At 69.0% G+C, this 26,089-nt stretch carries 19 protein-coding genes; 5 read left to right on the plus strand and 14 right to left on the minus strand.

From position 1 onward, the window contains the following. Nucleotides 1–101: 101 nt before the first annotated feature. The 3 genes from HR086_RS10535 (at nt 102) to HR086_RS10545 (ending at nt 6,117) form a co-directional block, all read left to right on the plus strand. A complete protein-coding gene (locus HR086_RS10535) occupies nt 102–2,852 on the plus strand; it encodes a putative Ig domain-containing protein (RefSeq protein WP_174465506.1) in 2,751 nt (916 codons plus the stop codon). A gap of 84 nt (nt 2,853–2,936) precedes the next feature. Next, the gene (locus HR086_RS10540; protein WP_174465507.1) at nt 2,937–4,220 is read left to right on the plus strand and encodes a P1 family peptidase; all 1,284 of its coding nucleotides are present in this window, start codon (nt 2,937–2,939) and stop codon (nt 4,218–4,220) included. Nucleotides 4,221–4,377: 157 nt separating this feature from the next. Continuing rightward, entirely contained in the window at nt 4,378–6,117 is a 1,740-nt protein-coding gene (locus HR086_RS10545) for a hypothetical protein (protein WP_174462283.1), read from the plus strand. On the opposite strand, the gene HR086_RS10550 is transcribed toward HR086_RS10545, so the two are convergent. The 3 genes from HR086_RS10550 to HR086_RS10560 all read right to left on the minus strand — a co-directional run bounded on the left by HR086_RS10550 (nt 6,118) and on the right by HR086_RS10560 (nt 12,994). Beyond that, the gene (locus tag HR086_RS10550) at nt 6,118–7,905 is read right to left on the minus strand and encodes a DUF885 family protein (RefSeq protein WP_174465517.1); all 1,788 of its coding nucleotides are present in this window, start codon (nt 7,903–7,905) and stop codon (nt 6,118–6,120) included. Between the two features lie 38 nt (nt 7,906–7,943). After that, nucleotides 7,944–10,898 (minus strand): DEAD/DEAH box helicase, encoded by a 2,955-nt coding sequence (locus tag HR086_RS10555; protein ID WP_174465508.1) that lies wholly within the window; start codon nt 10,896–10,898, stop codon nt 7,944–7,946. Between the two features lie 68 nt (nt 10,899–10,966). After that, nucleotides 10,967–12,994 carry a membrane dipeptidase gene (locus HR086_RS10560; RefSeq protein WP_254623722.1) on the minus strand — a complete coding sequence of 676 codons (2,028 nt, stop codon included), beginning with the start codon at nt 12,992–12,994 and terminating at the stop codon, nt 10,967–10,969. A gap of 356 nt (nt 12,995–13,350) precedes the next feature. Here HR086_RS10560 and HR086_RS10565 point away from each other — a divergent pair, with 356 nt between their 5' ends. Beyond that, nucleotides 13,351–13,704 carry a hypothetical protein gene (locus HR086_RS10565; RefSeq protein WP_174462280.1) on the plus strand — a complete coding sequence of 118 codons (354 nt, stop codon included), beginning with the start codon at nt 13,351–13,353 and terminating at the stop codon, nt 13,702–13,704. A gap of 106 nt (nt 13,705–13,810) precedes the next feature. Further along, complete coding sequence (locus HR086_RS10570; protein ID WP_174465510.1) at nt 13,811–15,256, plus strand: amidase; 1,446 nt, start codon at nt 13,811–13,813, stop codon at nt 15,254–15,256. A gap of 44 nt (nt 15,257–15,300) precedes the next feature. Here the strand turns inward: HR086_RS10570 and HR086_RS10575 are convergent, their stop codons facing one another. From HR086_RS10575 to HR086_RS10625, 11 genes are all read right to left on the minus strand, one after another. Beyond that, nucleotides 15,301–15,759 (minus strand): hypothetical protein, encoded by a 459-nt coding sequence (locus HR086_RS10575; RefSeq protein ID WP_174465511.1) that lies wholly within the window; start codon nt 15,757–15,759, stop codon nt 15,301–15,303. 2 nt (nt 15,760–15,761) lie between these two features. Further along, nucleotides 15,762–16,220, minus strand: a complete 459-nt coding sequence (locus HR086_RS10580; RefSeq protein ID WP_174465512.1) for a hypothetical protein — start codon at nt 16,218–16,220, stop codon at nt 15,762–15,764. After that, nucleotides 16,220–16,660 (minus strand): hypothetical protein, encoded by a 441-nt coding sequence (locus tag HR086_RS10585; RefSeq protein ID WP_174455110.1) that lies wholly within the window; start codon nt 16,658–16,660, stop codon nt 16,220–16,222. Before HR086_RS10585 ends, HR086_RS10580 begins: the two co-directional genes overlap by 1 nt. 10 nt (nt 16,661–16,670) lie before the next feature. Then, complete coding sequence (locus tag HR086_RS10590) at nt 16,671–17,105, minus strand: thioesterase family protein (RefSeq protein WP_141640902.1); 435 nt, start codon at nt 17,103–17,105, stop codon at nt 16,671–16,673. A gap of 19 nt (nt 17,106–17,124) precedes the next feature. Further along, nucleotides 17,125–18,438, minus strand: a complete 1,314-nt coding sequence (locus HR086_RS10595) for a hydroxyacid-oxoacid transhydrogenase (RefSeq protein ID WP_174465513.1) — start codon at nt 18,436–18,438, stop codon at nt 17,125–17,127. A gap of 284 nt (nt 18,439–18,722) precedes the next feature. Further along, nucleotides 18,723–19,886: a serine hydrolase gene (locus tag HR086_RS10600; protein WP_371823519.1), complete on the minus strand. Its 1,164-nt coding sequence runs from the start codon at nt 19,884–19,886 to the stop codon at nt 18,723–18,725. A gap of 33 nt (nt 19,887–19,919) precedes the next feature. After that, a complete protein-coding gene (locus tag HR086_RS10605) occupies nt 19,920–21,797 on the minus strand; it encodes a hypothetical protein (RefSeq protein WP_174465514.1) in 1,878 nt (625 codons plus the stop codon). Between the two features lie 4 nt (nt 21,798–21,801). Next, entirely contained in the window at nt 21,802–22,566 is a 765-nt protein-coding gene (locus HR086_RS10610) for a protein phosphatase 2C domain-containing protein (protein WP_174465515.1), read from the minus strand. A gap of 22 nt (nt 22,567–22,588) precedes the next feature. After that, nucleotides 22,589–23,428 carry a VWA domain-containing protein gene (locus HR086_RS10615; RefSeq protein WP_174455107.1) on the minus strand — a complete coding sequence of 280 codons (840 nt, stop codon included), beginning with the start codon at nt 23,426–23,428 and terminating at the stop codon, nt 22,589–22,591. Nucleotides 23,429–23,547: 119 nt separating this feature from the next. After that, nucleotides 23,548–24,756, minus strand: coding sequence for a M20/M25/M40 family metallo-hydrolase (locus tag HR086_RS10620; RefSeq protein WP_174455106.1), 1,209 nt, complete (start codon nt 24,754–24,756; stop codon nt 23,548–23,550). A gap of 271 nt (nt 24,757–25,027) precedes the next feature. Then, a partial coding sequence (locus tag HR086_RS10625; protein WP_174465516.1) for a mechanosensitive ion channel family protein occupies nt 25,028–26,089 on the minus strand: 1,062 nt, incomplete at its 5' end.

Raw genomic sequence — 26,089 nt, forward strand, 5'->3', positions numbered from 1 at the left:
CCTGACGCCCTCCCCCATCAACCCACCCGCATGCGCGACGGGCTCCTGCGCTAGGATTCCAGGCCCCCCCGCGCGCTTCGTTCCCTGCTTCGGAGTCCTTCATGTTGTCGCATCGCGCAGTCGCGCCGCTGCTCGTCCTTTTCCTGTTCACCGCCTGCTCGGATTCCGACCCCACACCCGGGCCCGTGGACAGCGGAACCAAGACGGATGCCGGCCCTGGTCACGACGGAGACCCTGACGGTGGCCCACCCCTGGATGGTGGCCCCGACACGGATGCGGGCCCCACGCTCGACGGTGGCCCCGACACGGATGGCGGCTTCACTCCAGACAGCGGCCCCGACACGGATGGCGGCTTCACTCCAGACAGCGGCCCCGACCTGGATGGTGGGTTCGTTCCGGACGCGGGCCCCGACACGGACGGTGGCTCGACCACGCCTCCCGTCGTCCTCACGGAGACCCTGGCGGACACATACACGGGTGATCCCTACTCGCTCGCCCTGTCTGCGAGCGGTGGACTCGCGCCCCTGACCTGGGACGTCACCGCCGGAGCACTGCCCGCGGGCCTCACGCTCGGCACCAACGGCTCCCTCGCCGGCACACCCTCGGCGGCCGGTGATGCGACCTTCACCGTGCGCGTGCGGGACGCCTCGGGCGCGAGCGACACCGCCGACCTCGCCCTCTCCGTCTACGCGCGTCCTCGCATCGTGCAGTTCCAGCTCTCATCCCATGAAGTCGGCGAGAGCGTCTCGCTCACGCTGACCGTCGTCGGCGGCAAGGCCCCCATCACCTTCGCGCGCGTGGGAGACCTGCCGCCCGGCCTGACGCTGTCGGCGCAGGGACTCCTCCAGGGAACCTTCACCGAGGCGGGCCAGTTCAGCTTCGTCGTCTCGGCGACGGACGCCAATGGAAGGCAGGCGCAGTATGCCACCCAGCTCACCGTCCTCACCGCCTTCAGCGTCACCACCGCTTCACTGCCCGGAGCCACCCGGGATGCGGCCTACCAATCCGCCCTCGCGGCCACCGGAGGCGTCGAGCCCCTGAGCTGGGCCGTCACGATGGGCGCGCTGCCAGATGGCCTCACGCTGTCCTCGGAGGGTGTCCTCTCCGGGACGCCCACCGTGCAGGGAACGTTCGACCTCATCGTCACGGCGACGGACTCCACGGACCGCACGGCTTCGCGGAGCCTGGTGCTGACCATCTCCAGCTTCAGCCCGCCGGTCTTCAAGGTGGGCCACTACAACCTCACCTATTTCGGCTCCGACACGCAGGGTCCCGTGAACTCGACGTCGCAGGGCGGCGCGCTGGATGACCTGCAGATTGCCTCCGCGCGCGACGTCATGCTCCAGGCGGGCGCCAACCTGTGGGGCATGGTGGAGATGGTCGACGTCGTCGACTTCGACACCCTCAAGGCCCAGCTCCCGGGCTTCAGCGGCTTTCTCTCCAACAACGCCAACTACGTCACGGGCAGCACCTCTCCGTACGGCGGCACCACGCAGAAGCTGGGCATCCTCTACGACAGCACGCTCACCTTCCAGAGCGCGGAGCTGCTCCGCGTGGGCAGCGAGAGCGACTTCGGAAACCGCCCGCCCCTGCGCGTGAACTTCACCACCGAAATCCAGGGCACGCAGACGCCGCTCGTCGTCATCGTGGTCCACATGCGCGCGGAGAACGGCGTCGACACCAGCCCCCGCGCCACCCGTGAGCGCGCGAGCGCCGCGCTGAAGGAGTACCTGGACCAGAACCTGTCCAACGAGCACGTGCTCGTCCTGGGCGACTGGAACGACGACGTGGACGAGTCCATCACCCTGGACCCCGGCACCCAGCAGCCCATGCTCACGCCGTACCAGAACTTCGTGTCGGACCCGAACGGCTACACCTTCATCACCCGTGAGCTGTCGCTGGCGGGCGACGACACGTCCATCGGCTTCGAGAACATGGTGGACCACACGCTGGCCAGCAACGAGGTGGCCGCCCGCTATGTCCCGAGCTCCGCCGAGGTCATCTACGCGGACGAGTGGGTGCCCGACTACTTGAACACCTTGAGCGACCACCGCCCTGTCGTCAGCACGTATGCGTTCAGCTCCGCGCCGGAGCCGTTCGTGCGGCTCAAGGACCCCCACGGAGGCACCTTCCTCGCCGGCTCCGTGCTCCCCATCCGGTGGCATGCCTGGGGTGTCGGTGACGTGCGCGTGGAAGCCACCACCGATGGTGGCACGACGTGGAGCGTGCTGGCCGCCTCGGTGCCCGCCGTCCAGGGCAGTCATGCGTGGACGCTGCCCGCCCTCTCCTCCACGAACACGCTCGTGCGGGTGGTGGACACGTCGAACGCCACCCTCTTCGACGGGAGCGACTCGCCGGTGACCATCGTCCAGGGCGCCAGCCGCGTCATCATCAACGAGGTGCTCGCCAACGAGCCCGCCGTCAACGGCAACAACAACCCCGCCTATGAGTTCGTGGAGCTGGTCAACGTCGGCGCCGTCGCCGTGGATATCTCGGGATGGAGCGTGTGGGACTCCGCCCTCTCGCGCCATGTCTTCCCGGCCGGAACCACGCTGGGCGCGGGCAAGGCCGTGGTCGTCTTCGGAGGGGCCGCGGGCATCCCTCCGGGCAGGACGAACGCGGTGAGGGCCTCCAGTGGAGCGCTCGGACTGAGCAACGATGGCGACACCGTGCGCCTGCGCAAGGCGGACAACACCGACGTGGACACGTACAGCTACGTCTCTCCCGCTGACAATGTGTCCGACAACCGCTCCCCGGATGCGGACCCGAACGGGGCCTTCGTGCGGCACACGTCGCTGCCCTCCGGCCTCAGCTCGTCCCCGGGGTTGCGCGCGGACGGCACCGCGTTCTGACGCACCGCGAAGGCGCTCGGTAATCCCCGGGCGCTCTCGCATCCTGGCTACACGAACGGTGCGGGGAGGAGTAGGAAGCAGGGCATGCGCACCCTGCTCTCCTCCGTGCTGCTCTGCCTGTTGGTGACTCCCTCGCTCGGCGCCGCCCAGGCCGAGCGCGCCCGCCCCCGCGCCAGGAACCTGGGCATCACCTTCGGTGGCCAGTCAGGTCCGCTCGGCGCCATCACCGATGTGCCCGGCGTGGAGGTGGGCCATACGACGCTCATCTCCGGCGAGGGGCGCATCGAGCCCGGAAAGGGCCCCATGCGCACCGGTGTCACGGCGGTGCTGCCCCGTGGCAGGGACGGGGTCGCGGAGCCGGTGTTCGCCGCCATCTACGCCCTCAATGGCAACGGTGAGATGACAGGCACCCATTGGATTCAGGAGTCCGGTGAACTCAATGGCCCGGTGATGATCACCAACACCAACGACATCGGCGCGGTGCGCGAGGGCGTCATCTCCTGGGCGATGGGCAAGGACCTCGCGTGGGACCTGGGGCTGCCCGTGGTGGCGGAGACTTGGGACGGGATGCTGAACGACCTCTATGGCTTCCACGTCAAGCCGTCGCACGCCATCCAGGCACTCGAGTCCGCACGCCCGGGCCCCATGCTGGAGGGCTCCGTCGGAGGCGGCACCGGCATGGTGTGCCACGGCTTCAAGGGCGGTATCGGCACCGCCTCGCGCAAGCTGCCGGAGTCCGCGGGCGGCTACACCCTGGGCGTGCTGGTGCAGTGCAACTACGGCTCGCGACGCCTCTTCTCCGTCGAAGGGGTTCCCGTCGGCGAGGAACTGGCGGACCACAAGCCCTGCTATCTCGGCACGCAGAAGCCCGGCAGCCCGATGATGAGCTCCCTGACGTCCTGCGGCGCCACCGGCGGTCCGCCCGCGGTGCCCACTCCCTTCGAGGGCGCGGGCTCCATCATCATCATCGTCGCGACGGATGCCCCCCTGCTGCCCCACCAGCTCGGACGGCTCGCGCGGCGCGTGCCGCTGGGCATCGCGAAGATGGGCGGACTGGGTGAGAACTACTCGGGAGACATCTTCCTCGCGTTCTCCACGCAGAGCCTCAAGCCCGCGGCCCAGGAGCGTCCCGCCAACGTCGCGGTGCTCAGCAACGACAGACTCAATCCCCTCTTCGAGGCCACGGTCCAGGCCACACAGGAAGCCATCCTCAACGCGATGCTCGCCTCCGACACCATGACGGGCGCGGACAACATCCGCGTCTACGGCCTGCCCCCGGACGGACTGGTGAAGGCCCTGAAGAAATACGGACGGCTCACGCCCGCGCCCAAATCCAAGCGGCCCCCGGCAGGCAAATCCGGCCGATGAGTCCAGGCCCGAGACAGGAGTGTGCTCGGAGGTGCGCGCGAAACATTCAAGACAGGCGGACGGCCGAGCCTCGGCCTCTGTGAAACGGAACACTGTCATCTGTCGACACGTCGGTTGGGCGTGACGACGTCGTGACGTCCGTGATTAAGAAACGAGGATGCGCTTCTCCTTCTTCGCGACGCCCACCACCCTGAAGAAGCTCAACTCCCCCGAGCTGCCAAAAGTCCTCCTCGCTGGAGGATTTAACGGTTACTGGAACTTCGGGGACATCCTCATGCTGCAAGGGGTTGTCCGCTGGCACCGCGCGCGCCAGGAGTCAGCGGTCGTCGCCTCCCTGCATGAGCTGGGCAGGGTGACGGACCCGCAGTCCCTGAAACAACTTCCCGCGGTGCTCGGCACGGAGGACTTCGTCTTCTTCTCGGGCGCGCCCTGGGAGGAGGCGGACCGCTCGGCGAGGAGCCTGGGGTTGGAGCCCGTGTCCCCGCTCCTGCTTCGGGGGCCCTGCCGCCTGCACGTCTATGGCGGCGGGTACTTCAACGGGCGCTGGGGGGACTCCATGCTGGAGCTCATCGAGACGGTGCTCCGCGCGTGGCTGCCGGGCCACTACGTCCTGTCGGGACTCCAGGTGGGGCCGGAGTTCGCCAGCCGCCTCGCGGCGCATGCGCGGCAGTGGCAGCCGGCGCTCGTCGGTTGCAGGGATCCGGAGTCCACCGAGGCCCTCGTCGCTTGCGGCCTGGAAGCGCGCCTGTCTGGAGACGACGCGCTGGAGGAGTTGGATCGCGCGGGCGCGCAGGCCTCACGCGGCGAACCCCGCACACCTGGCGCCGGACGCTTCGCGCTGCACATGAACCTCTCCACGTATGTCTACACGAACGTGGGAGAGGACCCGGCGCTGATGCCCACACCCACCACGTTGATGAACGGGCAGCTCCAGGCGCTGCGGACACGGTTCGGAGAGGACGCCTCGCCTGTCGTCCTCAACGCGTACATCGATGAGCGGCCCGTGGTGGAGGACAGCGTCGCGGCCATGCGCAAGACGTCCTTCCCGGAGTACTTCCCTCGCGCGGACGTCATCGACCTGGTGGGCCTGCTCTTCCAGGGACGACTGCATCAGGCCGTCGAGCAAATCCAGCAGGGCGAGGTGCTCTTCGCCTCGTCCTACCACGTCACGTTGCTGGGCAAGGTCGCCGGAGTACCCACCCACCTGTTCGCCTTCAACGACTACTACCGCCAGAAGAAGGCGGGGCTCGCGGAGACGGAGGGTTCGCTCGCGGAGTTCCTCGCGAGCGACTGGAGCCAGTCCCTGGCCCGAGGCACGGAGTACATCGAAAGCCAGCGGGCGCTGCGCCGCGAGTGGCTGGAGCGACTGGCGGTCAGCCTGGAGCTGCCGACGCCGGACGTGAGCTGGGTGTCGCGCGCGTCCCTGTGGATGGAGGACTTCCGCCAGGAACTCCAGCAGGCGCGGCTCCAGCGGGCCGAGGATGCCCAGGCGGCCCAGGCCGCCGCGAGGGAAGCGGAGATGCGCCACCAGGCACTGCTCGAGCGCGGCGAGGCCACGGAGGCCCGGCTGCGGGAGCTGGAGCAGCAGCGTACGCGGTGGGAGGCGGAGCAGTTGGAGCTGCACACCCTGCGGGCACGGCTCGCCGCGCGCGAGGAGGAGCGGGAGGAGCTGTTCTCCCTGCGTGAGCAGCTCGCCGCGCGCGAGCAGGAGCTGCGCGCCTTCGCCGAGCGGGAGGAGGAGCTGCGGGCCAGCTACGAGGCCCTGCTCACCACCGAGCCCCCGCTGCGCCACCGGCTGGTGGACGACCTGAATGACCGCCTCATCAAGGCCGGTGGCCCGCGCGCCCACCGCGCCATCAAACAGCTGGTGCGGGCCACGGTGAAGCGCGGCAAGTAGCTACGGCGCTGGTGCGTGGGACGAAGCCCCCTTCTTTCCGGCGGGGGGCTGCTGTCCCGCCACCCACGCGTCGACCTTGCGCTCGAGCACGTCCAGTGGCAGCGAGCCCCCGAGCAGCACCACATCGTGGAACTCGCGCACGTCGAAGCGCGAGCCCAGCGCCTGCTCGGCGCGCGTGCGCAGCTCCTGAATCTTGAGCTGCCCCACCTTGTACGCGAGCGCCTGCCCGGGCCAGGCGATGTAGCGGTCCACCTCGTTGGTGATGTCCAACGCCTGGCGGGGCGCGTTCTCCATGAAGTAGTCGAGGGCCTGCTGGCGCGTCCACTGCTTCACATGCATGCCGGTGTCCACGACGAGGCGGACGGCGCGCCACATGTCATAGGAGAGCTGGCCGAACTTGTCGTAGGGGTCCACGTAGAGGCCCAGCTCGTCCCCCAGCGTCTCGCAGTACAGCGCCCAGCCCTCGCCATAGGCCACGTAGTAGCCGTAGCGACGGAACTCAGGCAGCCCCAGTTGCTCGGTGGCCAGGGCCGTCTGGAGGTGATGTCCGGGCACCGCCTCGTGCAGCGTGAGGGGCACCATCTCCCAGAGCGGGCGCGTCTCCGGACGGTAGAGGTTCACCAGGTACGTGCCGGGACGCGAGCCGTCCGAGGCCGCCGGGTAATAGAAGCCCGTCGTCACGTCGGGGGCCATGGCCTCCGGTGTCGCCTCCACCGCGTAGGGCTGGCGCGGCAGCGTCTTGAACAGGCGCACCAGCAGCGGGTCAATCCGCTTGGACAGGGCCCGGTAGCGCATCAGCAGCTCGTCGCCGGTGCGGGCGTAGAAGCGCGGGTCCGTGCGCAGGAACTGGAAGAACTCCGCGAGCGAGCCCTGGAAGCCCGTCCGCTTCATGATGGCCTCCATCTCCCCTCGGATGCGCTTCACCTCCGCCAACCCCTGGGTGTGGATCTGCTCCGGCGTCAGCGCGGTGGTCGTGTACTTGCGCGCGAAGAAGCCATACATCTCCACGCCGTCCTGAAGCTGCCAGACGCCCACGGCCTCGGGCGCGCCCGGGAGGTACTCGGCGGTGAGGAACTGGTGGAAGCGCCGCAGCGCGGGCACCACGCCCTCGCGCACGGCCTTCCGGCCGGCCTCCGCCAGACGCTGCTGCTCCGTGGCGGAGAGCTTCTCGGGGAAGCGCAGGAAGGGGCTGTAGAAGCCGCTCTTCGTCGGGTCCTCCACGAGCTGCCGCTCTATTTGAGGCGGGATGCGCTGGAGGATGACGCGCGGATGCACCTTCTTCTGGCGCAGTCCCTCGCGCATCAACGCCACCACCTGGTCCACATAGGTGCCGAAGCCCTGGAGCCGGACGAGCCAGTCCTCGTAGTCCTTCACCGTCTCGAAGCGCAGCGTGTCCGCGAGCTGGTAGGCCGTCTGCACGCCGGGGGGCTGCTTGATGCCCTCGGGGATGCCTCCCATCTGATTCGTGGGCAGCAGGTACCAGCCGAAGCGGTGCTCCTCCACCCACGTCTCGTGGTCCCTGCGGAACAGGTCCAGGTTGAGCTGGTCCTCGGCGGACAACCGGGCGCGCTCCACCTTCTTGAGCTTCTCCAGCACCTGTCGCGAGTGCTGGTGGTCCGCCTGGATGGCCGCGAGGCTCAGGTCATCCCAGCGCTCGTTCCAGCGACGGTCGCCCTGGACGGACGCGTACGTCGGACTGTGCTCGAGCTGGTACCGCCAATCCTGCTCGATGAGGGCACGCAGCGTGCTGGCCGCGTCCGGCTTCTTCGCCTCGGCATCCACGGACATCATCAGGAGAACTCCCAGGGTGGTGAGTTGGAGCCACTTCACGAGAACAGCTCCAGCAGGTCTTCACGGGTGATGGCCGCGGCGCCGGCGGCCTCGCTCAAGGCCGCTTCCATCAGCGCGCGCTTCTTGTCCTGGAGTCCGAGGATGCGCTCCTCGACGGTGCCCTGGGACACCAGGCGGTACACGTTGACGGGCCGCTCCTGACCGATGCGGTGCGCGCGGTCCGCCGCCTGCGCCTCCACGGCCGGGTTCCACCACGGGTCCACCAGGAAGACGTGGTCCGCCGCCGTGAGGTTCAAGCCCGTGCCGCCCGCCTTCAACGACATGAGCAACACCGGCGGGCCGTCCTCCGACTGGAAGCGGGAGGTGACATCGCCGCGATTCACCGTGGTGCCGTCCAGCCGGTCGAACCCGATGCCCGCCTGCTTCAGCGCCGGCTCGATGAGGTCCAGGAGCGAGGTCCACTGGGAGAACACGAGCGCCTTGTGGCCCTCCGACACAGCGGTATCGAGCGCGTCCACCAGCGTCTCCACCTTCGACGACGAGGTCGCCTTCTGACCGGGGACGAGCGCCGGGTGGCACGCCGCCTGTCGCAGTCGCAGGAGCGCCTCCAGCGCCTTGAGCACGCTGCCGCCCTCGTTGAGCAGGGCGACCACTTCCTTGCGCGTCGCCGCCATCACCGAGTCGTAGATGGAGCGCTCGCGCTCATCCAGCGACACGTGCATCACCGACTCGATGCGCGGGGGCAGCTCCGGCGCGACGTCCCGCTTGAGCCTGCGCAGCACGAAGGGGCGGATGCGACGGCGCAGGTCCGCGGAGGCCGCCGCGTTGCCCTCGGAGATGGGGCGCGACACCTTCTCCTCGAACTGCCGCCGTCCCCCGAGCAGGCCCGGGTTGGTGAAGTGCATCAAGCTCCACAGCTCGTCCAGCCGGTTCTCCAGCGGCGTACCGCTGAGCGCCAACCGGAAGTTGGACTTGAGGCCGAACGCGGAGCGCGCGACCTGGCTCTCCGGGTTCTTGATGGCCTGCGCCTCGTCCAGCACCAGGGCGGCCCACTCCCTGGCGCCCAGCGCCGCCGCGTCCAGTCGCAGAATCGAGTACGTGGTGAGCGTCACGTCGGCCGCCGGGTCCAGCTCGCGGCCGGGGCCGTGGTAGACGCAGACGCTCAACGACGGACGGAAGCGCTTGAGCTCCGCCACCCAGTTGGGCAGCACGCTGGTGGGACAGACGACGAGCGAGCGCGGCCCCAACACGCAGATGGTCTGCAGCGTCTTTCCCAGACCCATGTCGTCCGCGAGGATGCCGCCCAGGCCCGCGCTCTTGAGGAAGCCCAGCCAGCTCACACCCGTCTGCTGGTAGTGACGCAAGGACGCGTTGAGGTCCTCCGGCAACACGGGCGGCGGCAGCTTCTCGAAGCCCTCGACGAGCGGCGCCAGCTTGTCCAGGCCCGGAGGAGGCGGCTGCTCCAGTGTCTCGCACAGCGAGGAGAGCTGCGGCAGCGCGTGGTTGGAGACGCGGCCGTCCGGCTGACGCGCGGCGAGCAGGTCCGCCACGCGCTGACCATGCTTGTCCAGCCACGCGCGCGGCAAGGGCGCCCAGCCCCCTCCCACCAGCGGGACCAACCCGAGCCCTTCCTGCCAGGCCCGGACGACGGCCGCCGCGTCCACCGAGCGGGCCTCGCCACCCTTGCCTCCCTCCACCTGGAACTCGAGCGTGAAGCGCACCTGCGGGATTCCCGCGCCATCCCCCGCGGACTCCACCGAGAGCGATGGACGCAGCCGCACATCCGGACTCACCACGGACGCGCCGTCACCGGCCAGGTCTCCGCCCCACCGTCGCAGCCGGTCCGCCCAGCGCACCATCTCCGGGCCCTGCACCGTCACCCGACGTCCGGGCACCAGGTTCAGCTCCTCGCGAAGGTCGTGGATGAGCCGCTGCTCCACCGCCTCGTCGCGCAGCGGCACCGCGCCGCGCAGGTACACCATCTTCCCGTTGTCGATGCGCACCGTCGGCGGCGCGCCGTAGACGAGCGTGGGCAGCACGGACAGGCCCGACTCGAGCTGGTTCAGCTCCAGCAGGATGCGCGGCTTGAGCTCGCGGTCGATGGACGGCACGCGCTTCGTGCGCACCTCCACCGGCATCCGGCGGCCCAGCTCCGGCAGCACCTTCGACGTCAGCTCGCCGAGGTTCTCCGCGCTGTACGTGCGGACGATGGGGAGGTTCTGGAGCCACGGCCCCGTCATGCCCGTCTCACCCATGCGGGCCAGCGCGTCTCCCACGCGGGCCACGCCGGGGCTCACGACTTCGGACACGCGCGAGTCGCGCGCCACCGTCACCACGAGCTGCCCGCCGCGCTCCTCGACCAGCGCCCGGGGCACCACCACCTCGTCGGGGATGGCGACGGGGCGACCGTCCAACAGGACGTTGCGCGCCTGCACCAGCACCTTGAGCAACGCGTCGAGCGTCTCCGGGTTGAGCGTGCCGCGCGTGCGGCGCTGCTCCAGGATGCGGTCGGCGAGCAGGTCCGCCTGCTCCACCTGGAGCTTCGCGGCCTGCGCGGGCTTCGCGATGTACGAGGTGAGGCTGCCCTCCAGCGCCTCTTCCTTGCCGTCCGCGTGGGCCAGCGTGCGCTTGAGCTGGAGGCCGTCCCCCGTGCGCGTGAAGTGATAGGCGATGCGAGACCAGCGGGTCGCCGCCGTCTGCATGGGCGCGTCCTCCCGCTCCGCCTGTTGGAGCGAGATGGCCGCCGCGACGACATGCTCACACGGGTCCACGAGGCTGGGGCAGTCACACTCCCAGGCGTCGTCGGCGGGATAGAGGGCCACCGTGAAGGGGACCGGGCGCCCCGCCGAGCGGACCCTCAGCTCCAGCTCGCTGTCCGTCTTCGACTGGAGGACCACGGCCCCGTCACGGGCGAGACCCACGCCTTTGGACCAGAGACCGGGGCGGGCTTCCTTCCGAACGGCTTCGAGCAGCTTGGCGAATGCGGACATGGGAGTGTCGACTCCCTACGCCCCCGGGGTGCGCCGCGCAACGGCGATGCGCACCCCGGCTCCCTCGCTCAGCCGCAGGTCAGCGTCCAACGGCAGGTATTAGACAGGCATTCCTTGCCATACAGGCACGTTGCCCCCTTGGCCTTCTTCGGCTGGCACTTGCCGCTGTTGAGCCCCCAACCGCAGTACTGGGTGCTCGCGCAGTCGGTCTCCTGGTCGCAGATGCAGGTGCCCGCGCTGTTGCAGCCGGACGCGGTGCATGCGTCGCTGACGCACTCCTCCTTGAAGCGGCAGGACTCACCCACCGCCTTGGAGTCCGGCGCGTAGTGCTCGCCGCACAGCACCGGGTACGCGGCCTCGCGCGTGCCCTTGTCCACGTAGGTGGCCACGCCCGCGGTGTCGATGTCCGCCGCCGCGTCCGCCATGCCCGTGCGCGGATTGGACGCGCGCTCCCACACCTTGAGGAAGGCCTCCGCCGAGCCGGACAACCCCGTGGTGTTGGCTCCCACGCGGCCCAGGTCCTTCAGCAAGTCAGGCAGGTAGCCCACGTGCGCGAGGCCGAACTCGTCGAAGCCCGTGCCCAGGCGCGCGGGACCGGAGACGTTCTGCTGACGCAGGTGCGCATCCGCCTCCGCCTGGAACGTCGCGGAACACGCGCCGTTGTTGCCGAAGCGCGGACGCGTCTGCTGGATGAAGCCGTTGAGGTCCGCGCCGAAGGCCATGGGGACCTTGAGGCCCTGGCGACCGAACTCGACGGCCTGGGCCAGCGAGCGCGTGGAGCCATGGCAGTTGTTGGCGACGCCGGAGCGCGTGTACGCGCGCGTCTCGTCATGCGCGGTGCGCAGGCCGAAGATGCCACCCGTCTGGCGCAGGTAGCGCACCACCCACGCGGGCGTCGTCTTCTCGTCGTCGGCGAGCTTCGGGTTCATCACCTCGCGGAAGTGGCCGTGAGAGATGACCAGCGGGTAGTAGGTGTTCGCCTGGGCGACGGCGAAGGCGTCCTGGAGGCCCTTCTCCGACAGGTGGGCCACGTCGATGAGCATGCCCTTGCCCATCATCGTCTGGAGCAGCGCCTTGCCGTCCGCGGTGAGGCCCTTGGTGTTGCGGCAGTTGCCGGCCGCGTCGCGGTACACATCGAAGCCCAGCGTCATCGTGTCCGTCGTCACGCCGCAGTCGGTGTCGATGTGGCAGTTCTCCGTGAACTGCGCGGCCTGGAAGATGGCGTTGTGCAGCGCCGCGCCGCCGAAGCGGTTGTCCAGCTGGTGCACCGGCTGGAGCGAGCGGACGCCCAGGGCGTGGAAGCGGTCCAGCTCCAGGCGCCAGTCCTTGGTGCCGAACAGCTTGCTCGTCTCGATGGAGAGCACCATGGCCAGCTTGCCCGAGGCGATGATGCTGCGCGCGTGCGACGGCGTCAGGGCGATCTCCACCCAGTCGGTGCGCGCGTCGAAGGCCCGCGCCATCTGGAGCTGCAGCTCCACGTCCACCATCTCGTCACACGGCCGGGAGATGTTCTGGTACGGCAATGCCTTGCAGAGGAACTCGTTGCTGACCAGCGACACCATGACCAGGGACATGCCGCCCTGGTGCGCCTGCCGCAGCCACCCCTCCCACGACTGCTGATGCGCGATGGTGTCCCAGCGCGGCCACTGCGTGTTCACCGACATGCGCCCCAGGTGGATGCCCGTGTCGCCCTCGGTGCCCTCGATCTTCCCGATGAACTCCGAGCCCACCGCGCCGCCCAGGCCAAAGAACGCCGCGAGCAACGGGTTGCCGCTCAGGTCCACCCCGGGGCAGAGGTTGAGCAGGTTGCTCAGGTCCATGCGCACCCGGGCGTGGTCACTCTCCGGCAGGCCACCGTCACAGCTCACCAGCGAGCCGGTGTGGCTGCCGTGGAACCACCCGCCGCCGAACGCCTCCTCCGCGAACATGTGGTGGTGCAGCTCCGCGAAGCCCGGCGCGGCCAGGGGCTGCGTCTGGGCCTCGGTGGCGACCTCGACGGGAGCCTCACCCTCCTGCACGGGGCCGCACGCGAGCCCGAGACAGAGGGTGAGAGGAAGGAGGGCCAGGGCTCCCTGGCGCCGACGGTGCTGAGACATGAACATGGAGGGGGATTCCTTCTGGGATGCAGGGGCGGACGGCTCCGCCTTCGCGCCCGGGAGGATACTCCCCGCACGACGGGCATATCGAGCAATCCACGCCCACCTCGAGACCGTGGTTTCAGGGGACGTCTCCGTGCGTCACGAGGAGTCGCCGGCCTGGAAGCGGCGGGCGCCGGGGTGTCGGTCCAATGACAGGCGCGTCTGAACCCGGTTGACGGCGTGGAGCGGAACAACAGACACAGTGCGGCAGGTCGGGCGCACATCCGCGCTACCAGAGCCATGCTGATACGATTGTCCTCGCCCATGGCGTCCCGCACTGGCGCGAGGTCGGCCGGGGTCTCGAAGGAGCAGTCATGTCCCTGCGCCGTGCCCTCCCGTGGAGTCTCGCCCTCCTGTTGTCCTTCACCACGGCCGCCTTCGCCGAGCCGGCCACCACCGAGGTTCTCGCGCCCGAGTCCAGCGAACCCCAGGACGCGGCGAGTCTGGTCTGTGTCGCGGTCCGGTGCTCGACGGTGAGCGAGTGCTGGGCCGCGTGCCCCGGCGCGAGCAGCGTGAGCTGCGTCAGCAATGGGTGTCGCTACACCCTTCCTGGTGGTGGTGGCGGCGGTGGAGGCCCGTGGTGCGAGCTGACGCGGTGCAGCGACGACGCCGACTGCGTGTGCAAGGGGCAACAGGGTTACTGCGAAGCCCGCGCCTGTCGGTACTGAAGTCGAGGTGTGCCTTGGGCCGTCATCGCGGCGGCCCGAGGCAAGGCGGTATCCTCGTGCGCCGCACCTGGAACGCGTTCCGCGGTCCGGTGCGCCACAAGGGCTTATGCACCTGGACGACTACACGCGATACGACGCGATGGGGCTGGCGGAGCTGGTGCGTCGCAAGGAAGTGACTCCGACGGAGCTGACGCAAGCGGCGCTCGCGGCCATCGCCCGCGTCAATCCGAAGCTGAACGCGGTCATCGACGTCCGGGAAGCGGACGCGCGGGCCGCCGTGCAGACGGGGCTTCCCCAGGGTCCTTTCACCGGGGTGCCCTTCCTCATCAAGGACCTGGCGTTGCATGCGGCGGGCGTCCCGACGGACCTGGGGAGTCGGCTGACGCGCGGACTGATGCTGCCGTTCGACTCCGTGTTGATGGAGCGCTTTCGCCGCACGGGCGTGGTGTTGCTGGGCCGGACGAACACGCCGGAGTTCGGCAACAACGCGACGACGGAGCCGGTGCTGCATGGCCCCACGCGCAACCCATGGGACCTGGGACGCAGCTCCGGTGGCTCCAGTGGAGGCTCGGCGGCGGCGGTGGCGGCGGGCATCGTCCCGGTGGCCCATGGCAATGATGGCGGCGGCTCCCTGCGCATTCCCGCCGCCCTCTGTGGAGTGTTCGGCCTGAAGCCCACGCGCGGGCGCAACTCCGTGGGGCCCAATTCGGGCGAGGCCATCAACGGCCTGGGCGTGGAGCATGTGGTGACGCGCTCGGTCCGCGACAGCGCGGCGATGCTGGATGCCACCCACGGTCCCGCGGTGGGCGACCCGCACTACGCGCCGCCGCCGGAGAGGCCCTATCTCAACGAGGTCCGGCGGGAGCCGGGGCGGCTGCGCATCGCGATTTCGAGGAGGCCGGCGTCCGGAGGGCCCGTGAGCCCCGACAACGTCGCGGCGGTCGAGGACGCCGCGAAGCTATGCGCCTCCCTGGGGCACGACCTCGTCGAGGCAGCGCCCGTCTATGACGACGCCGCGCTGGTGGAGGCGATGGTGACGGTCTGGTCCTCGACCAACGCGGCCCTGGCGGGGATGCTGGGCGGGGCCCTGGGACGTCCCGTGGGCCCGGACACGCTGGAGGCCACCACCTGGGCGGCGGTGCAGCATGGCCGTTCGCTGAAGGCGACGGATCTCCAGGCGGCGCTGGGAGTGTTCAATCAGGTCAGCCGCGCCGTGGGCGCGTTCTACGTGGACCATGACCTGCTGCTGACGCCCACGGCGGCGGTGCCGCCCTACCCGCTGGGCGCGATGGATTCCAACAAGCCGATGAGCGCTGGCGAGTGGTACCGCCACGTGTTCTCGATGATTCCCTTCACCGCGCTCTACAACGTGACAGGACAGCCGGCGATGTCCGTGCCGCTGCACTGGAACGCGCAGGATCTGCCCATCGGCGTCCAGTTCGTGAGCCGCTTCGCGGATGAGGCCACGTTGTTCCGCCTCGCGGGACAGTTGGAGGAGGCACGTCCGTGGTCCGTGCGCCGGCCTCCCGTGCATGCGGCGCGGGACGCCTGACACGCCCTTGAGTGAGCGGGCTGGGCCTCTCAAGGAAGAGAGGCTCAGCGCGGGAGCGGCAGGTATCGACCGAGCCCGTCCATGACCAGGCTCTCGATGCGCACCACCGTGCGCTTCGGGCCGACCTCCAGCCTGTCGAACTTCGTGAGGATGGAGAGGAACGGCGTCTCCCGCTTTCGCTCGCGAACCTCCGACCAGGGAATGAACAGGGGAGGATGGAAGGGCATGACGACAGGAATCATCGAGATGTAGAGGCCATCCTCGTCCGCCCCCACGGTGAGCGAGTTCCTGTAATGGACCCAGCCCATCCGCCCCGTGACACCACTGATGGCGCCCCTCGGCATGGGTTCGTCCGTGCGAAACCTCCGCGCGAGCCAGAACCAGCCCCCCTTCAGCGACGAGAAGAACGCCAAGGCCAGCAGGCCCACCACAAACAGCGGAATGCCCAGCCAGAGAGGAATGGAGGTCGCGGCCAGCAGGAACACGGAGGGTGTCTCCATCATCGTCACTCTCCCTGCCGAGGCGCGCGCGCCCAGACCACATCCCAGATGGACGCAGGGGACGAAAACCCAGGCACCACGAGCCGGACCATCACTTCCGTGGAGGCCACCTGGGCGCCCTGACTCCGCGCCTCCGCGAACAAGCCTCGGAGCAGCGCGGGCCCATCCACATACACCGCGGACAACAGCCCGGACTCGCCCACCGGAGCCGGCGGCGAGACATCCGGGTCACGAGGCTTCAAGCCCCAGGCCTCGAGGATGTCGCGGTACAGCTCATCCAGGTCATACAGCGGCGCATGGATCCCCAACGCGCCACACGGACAATCCCAGCCAAAGCCCCGAGCCAATCCGCCCTGGTCCAGCATCCGGCCCCGCGCGGCCACTCCACAGAGGCCACACTTCACTGAACCCACCTCGCCTGTGAGCTCATGCCGGGCGTCGAAGGTGATGCTCAGCGTTTCCATCAGTTCGCCGGGGGCAGGTAGAAGTCGAGGGATTCCGTCACGGCGGCCCGGAGCCGAATGCGGGTGGAGTGCTCCCCCGCCCGAAACGTGTCGAGCTTCATGAAGAAGAACGACGTGACCTCCCTGTCATGAATCTCCGACCAGGGGATCCGCAGCGGGGGATGAAAGAGTCGGAAGATGAGATTCGGCACCAGGTAGAGCCCCTGCGCATCGCCGCCCACGGCAAGACAGTTCGTGTAGTCGATCCAGCCGATCTTCCCCGAAGTGAAGTTCCGCATGTCGCTCGGGGCGGGCCCGTCCGCGCGGAACTGCCTGGCGAGGCCATGCCAGCCACTCACCCACGACACCACGCGCAGGACCGACGCGAACCCCACGACGAACAGGAGCGTGGCTCCCCAGGGATGCGTCTTGACCAGGAGTTGGAGGAAGGGCGAGTGCATGAGCTCGGTCCTAAGTCGCCAGGGTCAGTCGCGAAAGCGCCTCGCGCAGTCGCTCGGGAATCGCCGTGGACTTGCGCGTCTGGCGGTCCACGAAGACGTGGACGAAGTGCCCGTGGGCCGCCGCTTCCGACGCCCCTTCCTTGAAGATGCCAATCCCATACGTCACCGAGCGCGTGCCCAGCTTGTCCACCCGAAGCCCCGCCCGCAGCGCGTCTGGATAGGCGAGCGGCGCGCGGTAGTGGCACTTCGACTCCACGACGAGCCCGATGACGGAGCTGCCGTGGATGTCCAACCCGCCCTCCTGGATGAGGAAGTGGTTCGCCACCGTGTCGAAGTAGCTGTAGTACGTGACGTTGTTGATGTGGCCGTAGACGTCGTTGTCCATCCACCGTGTGGTGATGGGCAGGAAGTAGCGATAGCGCTCGGCGGTCTCGACGTCACTCACGGCTTCAGTCTCCCCATGACTACCAGTACCCCAGCGCCTGCTGGAACAGCCCACTCAACACGGGCCGCGACATCTCGCGGGGAGCATTCTGCAACAGTCGCTGCTGGGGGAAGGCCCCCTCCGTCAGCGCCGCCACGTCCGCCTCGGTGTACCCGACTCCGCCCAGTCCGTTCGGCATCCCCACCGCGCGCATGATGCGGATGAGCTTGTCCGCCAGCACCTCGCCCGCGTCCTTCGGCCCCGCGCCGCGCGCGTCCGCGCCCAGCCACGTCGCGGCCTCCAGGTGCCGCTCCGGACTCTCTTCCGCCGTGTACCGGAATACCGAGGGGGCGTTGAGGATGACCGCCATTCCATGGGGCACGAGCGGTTCGTCCTGGGGATATCCCGTGGGCCTGAACTCGCGCACGAGCCCCGCCACCGCGTAGGCCATGCCGTGGGGCGCATGCACGCCCGCGTTGCCGAACGCGATGCCCGCCAGCGTCGCCGCCCACATCAACTGCTCGCGTGCCTCGTGGTCTCCCGCGTCCTTCACGCCGCGCTCCAGATACAGCCCCATCAACCGCAGGGCCTCGCGACATCCCAGGTCGCTCCACGGGTTGGCGCCCTGGCTCATGGGTCGCAGGCTGGGTCGCGGAGGCGCGGGGCGGCGGACGTAGGGTCGCGCCGTATAGGACTCCAGCGCGTGGGAGAGCACGTCCAGACCGCTGGCGGCCACCACCTCGCCCGGCAGCGTCGCGGTGCAGTCCGGGTCCACCAGGGCTTCGGTGGGACGCAGCGCGTGCGAGGCGATGCCCGTCTTCGCGCCCAACGAGAGCAGGTCGAAGATGGTGATGCCCGTCACCTCGCTGCCGGTCCCCGACGTCGTGGGGCAGGCGATGTGGGGCTTGAGGGGACCGGGCACCGGCCTGCCCTCGCCCACGGGGGCATTCACGTAGGTCAGGAAGTCGGAGGGCCACGTCGCATAGAGGTTCGCCGCCTTGCACGTGTCGATGACGGAGCCGCCACCGAGTGACACGTAGCCGTCCGGCCGCAGGTCCGCGGCGAACCGCACCGCCTCCAGAAAGGAGCGGTCCGTGGGCTCGACGCGAACGTCCGTGAAGACGCCGACCTCGAGTCCGGCCGCGAGCAGCGAGGCGCGCACCTTCTCGAAGTGCGGCAGTCGGGCCACGCCCGCATCCGAGAACAGCGCCACGCGCTTCATGCCGAGCGCCCGGGCCCGCTCGCCCACCTCCGACAGACAGCCTCGACCGAAGGTGACGCGCGACGCATCCATCGTGAAGGCGGAGTCACACCCCTCGCCCACCGACTGGTAGTGGCAACAACCAAAGCCCATGACAGTCCTCCCACGCCGGTTGCCGCCGCAATCTAGCGTGGGTGGGAGGAAGAACGGGCGACATCCTCCAGCGCCAGGGTCTCGCGGCGGGAAAGAGGTACGGACGGCACAGCCCATCCCGAAGCGCGGGAGGGCCATCGAACCCCTCCGCGCTCGTGGCTCGGGGTCCTGCATTCAACCCCTGAGGACTCCACCAAGCCGTGCTCAGCAGTCGTGGTTCGGAGGCGTGCCTCCCTCCGCCGAGCCCCTCCACACGCGTGGCGAGGAACTCCATCGAGCCGTGCTCAGCAGTCGTAGTTCGGAGGCGTGCCGCCGTCCTCGACGGGCACCGGCGCGGGTCCGCCCTGCTTCGCGAGCGACTCCCCACAGTCCAGCGAGGCCTCTCCCGAGAGCGTGCGATAGAGCACACACGACGCCCGCTCGACGAAGAACGCCTGTCGCGGCCAGTCCGGTCCGCGCGCCGCGAGGATGGCCACCGCGTAGTGGCCACCATCCGGCAGCCGCACCAACCCCACCTCGTTGAGCACATTGTAGCGCGAGTCATCCGAGCAGCACCCTGGAGGCAGCCAGCCCGCCTTGTGGCGCATCGAGGCCCGGACCTTCGCGGGCAGGAGCGTCCCCAGCCAACCACCACACCCCTCGCGAGGCGTCAGCTCCATCCACGCGAGCATGCGCGAGGTGGGCTTTGGCTTCAGCAATTCGCCCGCGCTCAAGCGATGCAGGAAAGACACGGCGTCGGCAGCACAGAGGTAGTTGTCATTCCCCATCGCCTGGGGCGAGTTCGTCGCGCGGCGCGGCTTGCCGTAGTTCCACTTCGTCAGCGCGGTGTTCTTCACGTCCAGCGAGCGCAGATAGTCATTGATGGCGTCCGGCCCACCCACCAGGTCGATGACCGCGCCCGAGGCCTCGTTGTCCGAGGTGCGGAAGACCTTCTCCGCCAGCGGCGCCACCTTCGACTCCTCGGCCTTCTTCAAGGCCGCCGCCACCCAGAACACCTTCGCCGAACTGGCTGAGATGTGCGGCACCGTGTCGGAAGACCCCGCGTACTCTCCGGTGCGCAGGTCCTTCACCGCGATGGCCACGTCCGCTCCCGGAGCCAGGCGCGCGGCCTCCGCCGCCAGCGAATCCACGACGGACCGAAGTGCCTCGCGCTTCGGAGCCCCTGCTGCCGGAGCCGCCGCCAGGGCGCTTCCCATCGTGAGCCAGGACAGCGCCAAGGCCCCAAACCAACCACGCGGCACGAACCACGTTGTCATCATCGTCCTCCAGGAAGTGCTGCCCCCCGCGGGAGCCGCCGAGCCCGCCACGAAGGCCCCCAGGGCATCCGCGACGCCCAGCCGGGACGCTCTCTCGTAGTCGAAGTCCACCACGCCCGCCAGGGACACACCGGCGCCACCACGACCAAAGCCGGGGACGTAACCCGCCCGTCCGAGCGTGTGTCCAGTCACTGGTGACTCCCGGGTGACAACGACAGCCCTGCTTCAAGATTTCTCGGGAGTCTCGTGGAAGAGCCGCGCGAGAAAGCGCGTGAAGCTGAGGGAGTCGCCCGAGGAGACGGCCCGTTCCGCTTCCAGCTCTCTCCAACAGAGGGTGATGCACTCGCGCCGGAGGCGGGCGATCTCCTGGTCCACCTCGACCAGCTCCACATGGTGCTCCCTCAATTGGTCGATGATTTGCTCGGCATGCGTCAGGGCCTTGCGGAACTCCCTCGACAGGATGCCATCCGCTCGCATCTGGACCGCCGCGGAGTCTTCTTCCAACTCCAGGGCTTCACGCCGCGCGTCGAAGCGGGCCGCGAGTTCTTCGGCCTCGCGCTTGAACCGCAGTCGCACCTGTCTCTTCTCTTCGTCGGGGAGCCGGGACTGGAGCGCCGCGTCTTCCTCCCAGCCCTTGTGCTCGGCCTCCAGGTCCTTTCGAGCGTTGAGTTCCTCTCGGTCCACCTGGACACGCCGTCCGTCGACGCGGTCGAGCGCCGAGCGATCCACGTCGTGGTTGCGCTCGCGAACCTCCTCCATCCAGACATGGAGCGACTCCTGCTCACCCAGGAGTCGAGCGTGGGCCGCCTGGGCGCGCTGCGCCACGGCCGGTCGGTCCACTCGAAGCTGTTGAAGTCGCGCCTCCACATCACCTCTGGACGCACGGGACTCGGCCCATTGCCTTTCCAACCGCAGGTGTTCCTGGGCCACGGGCTCCTTCCGATACAGCAAGAGCGCGCGCGAAAGCCCCAGTCCACCCACGAGCCCCGATCCCACCAACCACCAGGGAGAGAACACCACGCCCGGAATGAGCCCCAGGATCGCGGTGACCAGCACGCCCCCGGTCATGCCGCGTTCCAACGAGTCCTCACGAGAAAACTCGCGGGGGGCCAGCGAAGCGGGAGCGATGAAGCGCGCCAGCGCCCGCGCGTGGGCTTGCGCGCGCGTCGGCTGCGGCCCGGGCTCCTGAACAAGTCGCTTGTCCAATCCTTCGTCCAGGGTCAGCTCCGGCAAGCGCGAGGGCGCGAGTGCCAGCAGGGACAACAGGGTTCTCGGCACGTACTCGCGGATTCGAGCATGAGGCGAAGTCAGTAGCGCCTGGAGCAATGGAGAACGGGTCGGCTCGACAAAGTCCTTCCGCCGGAACAGGAGGCAGTCGTCGCCCCCCTGGAACCGCTCCCAGAGCGACGGGTCGTGCGCGAGCGCGACCAGCGAGAGCCAGACCCCCCACGCGGGGAAGAGGTCCAACTGGAGGTTGAGCGAGCCCGAGTCGCGCGCTGGATGCTGGTAGTTGGCGTGCCCCCGCTCATGGCTCTCGCGCCCACGCAGCGAGAACACACACATTCCATCGTAGTCGATGAGCCGCAGTCCTGAGTCGGTGACGAGGACATTGCCATGCTGGAGATCACCATGCGCGACGGCGGCGCGGCTCAGCGCCTTCACCAGGTCGAACCACTCGGCGGCGAGCTGGAACAGCTTCGCGGGCTCGTGCAGGTGGCGCCCGACATAGCGCTCCAGGGACTCTCCCTGGACCCACTCCATCTTGACGATGGGCACCCACCGCCCTCGGACGTGGATGCCTCGGGGAAGGAACGTGAAGCCAACCATGTACGGCAGCCAGTGCTGCTCCAGATGACGTTGGATCTCCAGGTAGCGGGACTGCAAGTCGTAGGGAAATGGGCGGGTGAAACAACGCACGGCGTAGACCTTCTCGCCACACGTCACCTTGTAGATGGTCGCGAAGTTGCCCGCGCGCGGCCGGGGCAGGCTCGCCATCGCGCCCGTTCCCAGCTCGACGACGCCCTCTCTCAACTCGGGGTCGGCGAACGCCTGCCGAGGATGCTGGAGCGCCGTCTGGTAGTCGCTGTCCGAAGGGAGAATCACGACCTCACGCCCCCACCGTCAAGCGAAGCAACGTGACGTCATCGTTGCGGATGACCTTGTTTGTCCGCAGGCCATCCACGAAGCGCGCGAAGGACACCGGGAGGTCCTCCGACGTCCCCGTGGGAAGCGCGAGCCAGGGCGCCCCGCCCCGCTCGTGCTCGGCCAGGAACCAGTGGGCCAGCGCATCGGTCATCAGCAACAGGAGGTCCCCGGGTCGCACGTCCCCTGCTTCGCATCGCGCCGCTTCGCCCACGCGCGCGTTCTGACCGGACTGCGTGGACACCAGGAACGGACGCGAGCCGAACGACACGGCCGCCTCCAGGGGAAAGGACCGCAGCAACCGGTCTCCTCGGACCTGGAAGAGACACGAATCCCCCACCGCCAGCGCCGTCCAGGTGCCCACCGCGTCGCCACCGCGCGCGGCCTCCAGGCGAACCCCCAAGAGCGTGGCGAACGCGCCCTCCAGGAGCTTCTCCTGTGCGTACCAGGGAAGCTCCCGACTCCCGACGTCCGCGTGCCATCGCCGCTGCAGCACGGGCAGGGCCTGGAGCAGTTCGGAGGCCCCACCCATCCGCCCCTCGGCGAACTCCCGCGCGAGCAGCCGGGCCCACAAGCCCGAGAAAAGGCTCTCCGTGGCGCCATCGGCGACCGCGACGTGCAGCACCTCGCCCTCGAACGTGGACGACTGCTCCGGCGCGCACGCGTCCTCGTTCTCGGAGGGCGTGTTGCCCGCCTTCTGCACCCACACCGCCTCGAGCTGGATTCTCACGGTGACGACGTCCTGGCCAGGGCTACCGCAGGTTGCTGGGGCGCGTTCCGATGTTCAGGAACTTGATGAGCGACACGATGTCCGCGTTGAAGGCGAAGCCCCGGGCCCCCTCCCGCACCGCCTGCCCCTCCTCTCGCGCGGCGGCGAGCATCCCCGGAGTCAGCGGGCTGGACAGGTCGAAGAGCAGCCGCGCATGCGCGTCCGGAAGCCCCACCTCCGCGTCGGGGAACTGGATGGGCGTCGCCGGGTTCGATGACAGATGCACGTTGAGCAGCAACACCGCGCCGTCGGAGCTTCGCAGCGCGCGCAGGGACGACGCGACGGCGGTCGGGTCTCCATCCGTGGGCTGCCCATCGGAGACATTCACGACGATGGGAGGAAAGCCCTCGGGGTGCTCGCGCAACCAGTCCCCCACCAGGGAAGACGCGCGGGAGAGCACCTCGCACATCGGCGTGGGGCCGTGCGCCACCGGCTCGAACCAGACAGGGAAGCGGACCTTCTCCCGCACCAGCCCGCCCATGCCGTCCTCCCGCTCCCGCGTGCGCTCCTCCAGCCGCGCGGGGGCGTGGCCAATCTCGCTGATGGGAACCAGCCCCCGACCCGCGAGCGGACCCGAGAACGCGGAGCCCACGCGCTCGCCATAACCCAGCACGCCCAGGTGGAAGTAGTCCCGGATGCCCTCCTCGCGGGCACAGCGCACCACCAGGTTCTGGAGCAGCCGGTTGGTGACGTCCGCGACGCCCTCGGCCTTCTTCCGCGAGCCACCCGGCCCACCAAAGGGGTCATCCATGGACCCGGACTGGTCAATCAAGAGGAGGATGCATGCGGGCGCGGTGCGGCTGATTTCCGCCGAGTAGGCCATGGCGGACGAGCGTACCGGTTCACCCTCTCGTGCGCGACGACAGACGACAGCGGCCCCCGCGTCCCACCGCACCCTCGAGACAGGCGGCGCGATGGAACGGGGAGCCTGGGCTTGCGAAGCTAGAGGCCCGTCGGGCCCGTCGGGCCCTTCGCCAGCTCCGCCACGAAGCCCGCGGCGATCTTGGAGAACTTGAGCGCGTGGTTGGCCGTGCTGCCGGACTTCGCGATGGTGTCGCCCGTCGTGTGGATGTAGGGATTGCCCTGGCTGACGACAGCCTCATGCGGGATGGAGGCCGCGAAGCCCGCGTTCGTCCACGACGCGTGGTCCGAGCAGGCATAGCCGCACGTGGTGTTCACGTGGGTGATGCCGGCACCGTAGGTGTTGATGACGTTGCGCAGGAACGTGTTCTGCGCGGAGTTGGTGTAGTCAGTGACGATGCCCACGTCGGCTGACGTGCCCCGGTAGTTGGTCATGTCGAGCTGGAGCACGCCCACCACGTTGATGCCGTTGTTCTTGTGGTACGCGGCGATCTCCTTGGAGCCGCGCAGGCCGACTTCCTCGGCCGCGTAGCCCATGAACTTCACCGTGCGCTGCGGCCGGTAGTTGCAGGCCACCGCCGCCCGGATGACCTCCGTGAAGGAGGCGATGCCGGAGGCGTTGTCATCCGCGCCCGGCGCCGTGCTGCCGGAGGAGATGGAGTCCAGGTGGCCACCCACCACGACGACTTCGTTGGGCAGCGTGGTGCCCCGGATGGTGAGGATGACGGAGGGCTGCGCCCAGGCGGTGTGCGTGAACAGCTCGGACGTGATGTCCGTGCGGCCGGCGGCCAGGGTCGCCCAGCGGCTGCGCAGCCAGTTCGCCGCGCTCACGCCCGTGCTCGACGTGTAGTAGCGCGTGGTGTACGCGGCCATGGAGTTGATGGTGCTGCGGACGTTCGCCTCCGTCATCTGGCCGATGAGGCAGTTGGCCGTGGCGGCGTTGTCGATGGTGTAGGTGATGAGGTCGCGCGTGGACGCGTCGGACGCGGGTACCAGCGACTGCTCCGCTTCGTCACGGCTCTCGAACGTCACGAACCCCGCACAGCGGTTGAACCGGTCGTGCATCACCTCGGCGATGCGCGACAGCTGCGACTCGCGCACGGGAATCACCACCACGTCCTCCTTCGACAGCGAGGGCGCGGGGACGCTCCAGCCTTCACGCGCGAAGGCCTCCGAAACAGGGGCCAGGGCGTCGGAGCCCAGCGAAATCCACAGCTCTTTGTCCTCGGCTTCAGCGAAGGCCGCGGTGGGGCTCAGCAATAACAGGGCAAACGGAATCAACCGCTTCATGGGCAGCGCTCCTCGGTGGGTGGGTGGTGCGACGCGGATCACCGCGGGCGGCCGCATCGCACGGCCTCCGCGTGTGGTCCCCAGGACGTGCGCAACGCCAACCCGCGCGCGTCGACGGAGACGGACCCGCACTTTCCGTTTTTCCGGTGAATCCCAGCAACACACCCCTCCCCTGAGCACGGGAGGGAAGTGTTCACTGGTCAACAGAAGCCCCTCGCCCGGCTGCGTCACCCTCCTGGACCGACACCGGCCCCATTCGTGGAAGCGGCCTTCAGTCGCCGGACCGCGCGGCCAGGGCGCCCAGGCCCGGGCGCACGGCGGCCAGGGGCGAATCGGACTCGGCGAGGCTCGCCTCGGTGCGCACCATGGGCAGGCCGTGGGGCTGGCCGCGAAGGAAGGCCATGAGCTTCTCGCGGACGATGCACCGCAGCTCGAAGGCCTTGCCGGAGTCCGACGCACTCACCAGCGCGCGCAGCTTCATGGTGCGCTCGGAGAGGTCCGTCACCTGGAGCGCCTGCACCTTGCCGTCCCACAGGCCGTTGGACTCCTGCTCCAGCACGCGCTTGAGCTCCGCGCGCACCGAGGGCACGTCCGTGCGGAAGTCCACGTACAGCTCCGCGGTGCCCATGATCTCCGGCGACACCTTGCTCCAGTTCTGGAAGGGCTTCTCCAGGAAGTGGCCCATGGGAATCACCAGCCGCCGCAAGTCCCACACCTTCACCACCACGTAGGTGAGCGTGATTTCCTCCACCCAGCCCCACTCGTTCTCGACGATGACGGTGTCGCCGATGCGGATGGGCTGGGTGATGGACAGCTGGATGCCCGCGAGCAGCGTGGAGATGGACTTCTGCGCGGCCAGGCCGATGAAGAGGCCGGCGATGCCCGCGGAGGCCAGGAGCGACACGCCCACGTTGCGCACCGCCTCGAACTGAAGCAGCAGCAGCGACGCGCAGATAAGCACCACCGCCACTTCAATCACCCGGCGCAGCACCGACAGCTGCGTGCGCAATCCGCGCGCGCGGGCCACGTTGCCGCCCTGCTCCTCGCGCGCCACCGTCTGCTCGACGAAGCCCGCCGCCAGCTTCACGAAGCGCAGGAGGAACCACCCCACCGCGGCCAGCCCCACCGAGCGGGCCACCAGCTCCACGCCGTGCTTCGCCACGGGTGGCAGCTTCAACGCCCACAGCCCCGAGGCCACCAGCACGACGAAGAGCAGGTAGCGCACCGGCCCTCGCGCCGACGCCGCCAGTTGGTCATCCCAGCCGGACTTCGTCATCGACGTGGCCCGGTCCACCAGCCGCATCACCAGCCACTCCACGCCCCGCCCCAACTG

The sequence above is a fragment of the Myxococcus sp. CA039A genome (genome assembly GCF_013336645.1).
Classification (GTDB): Bacteria; Myxococcota; Myxococcia; order Myxococcales; family Myxococcaceae; genus Myxococcus; species Myxococcus llanfairpwllgwyngyllgogerychwyrndrobwllllantysiliogogogochensis.

Excerpts from the sequence above, each read along its gene's own strand:
- HR086_RS10555 (WP_174465508.1), bottom strand. The coding sequence starts at position 10,898 with ATGTCCGCATTCGCCAAGCTGCTCGAAGCCGTTCGGAAGGAAGCCCGC.
- HR086_RS10550 (WP_174465517.1), bottom strand. The coding sequence starts at position 7,905 with ATGTCCGTGGATGCCGAGGCGAAGAAGCCGGACGCGGCCAGCACGCTG.
- HR086_RS10540 (WP_174465507.1), top strand. The coding sequence starts at position 2,937 with ATGCGCACCCTGCTCTCCTCCGTGCTGCTCTGCCTGTTGGTGACTCCC.
- HR086_RS10570 (WP_174465510.1), top strand. The coding sequence starts at position 13,811 with ATGCACCTGGACGACTACACGCGATACGACGCGATGGGGCTGGCGGAG.
- HR086_RS10595 (WP_174465513.1), bottom strand. The coding sequence starts at position 18,438 with ATGGGCTTTGGTTGTTGCCACTACCAGTCGGTGGGCGAGGGGTGTGAC.
- HR086_RS10565 (WP_174462280.1), top strand. The coding sequence starts at position 13,351 with ATGTCCCTGCGCCGTGCCCTCCCGTGGAGTCTCGCCCTCCTGTTGTCC.
- HR086_RS10575 (WP_174465511.1), bottom strand. The coding sequence starts at position 15,759 with ATGATGGAGACACCCTCCGTGTTCCTGCTGGCCGCGACCTCCATTCCT.
- HR086_RS10545 (WP_174462283.1), top strand. The coding sequence starts at position 4,378 with ATGCGCTTCTCCTTCTTCGCGACGCCCACCACCCTGAAGAAGCTCAAC.
- HR086_RS10580 (WP_174465512.1), bottom strand. The coding sequence starts at position 16,220 with ATGGAAACGCTGAGCATCACCTTCGACGCCCGGCATGAGCTCACAGGC.
- HR086_RS10615 (WP_174455107.1), bottom strand. The coding sequence starts at position 23,428 with ATGGCCTACTCGGCGGAAATCAGCCGCACCGCGCCCGCATGCATCCTC.
- HR086_RS10620 (WP_174455106.1), bottom strand. The coding sequence starts at position 24,756 with ATGAAGCGGTTGATTCCGTTTGCCCTGTTATTGCTGAGCCCCACCGCG.
- HR086_RS10585 (WP_174455110.1), bottom strand. The coding sequence starts at position 16,660 with ATGCACTCGCCCTTCCTCCAACTCCTGGTCAAGACGCATCCCTGGGGA.
- HR086_RS10535 (WP_174465506.1), top strand. The coding sequence starts at position 102 with ATGTTGTCGCATCGCGCAGTCGCGCCGCTGCTCGTCCTTTTCCTGTTC.
- HR086_RS10560 (WP_254623722.1), bottom strand. The coding sequence starts at position 12,994 with ATGTCTCAGCACCGTCGGCGCCAGGGAGCCCTGGCCCTCCTTCCTCTC.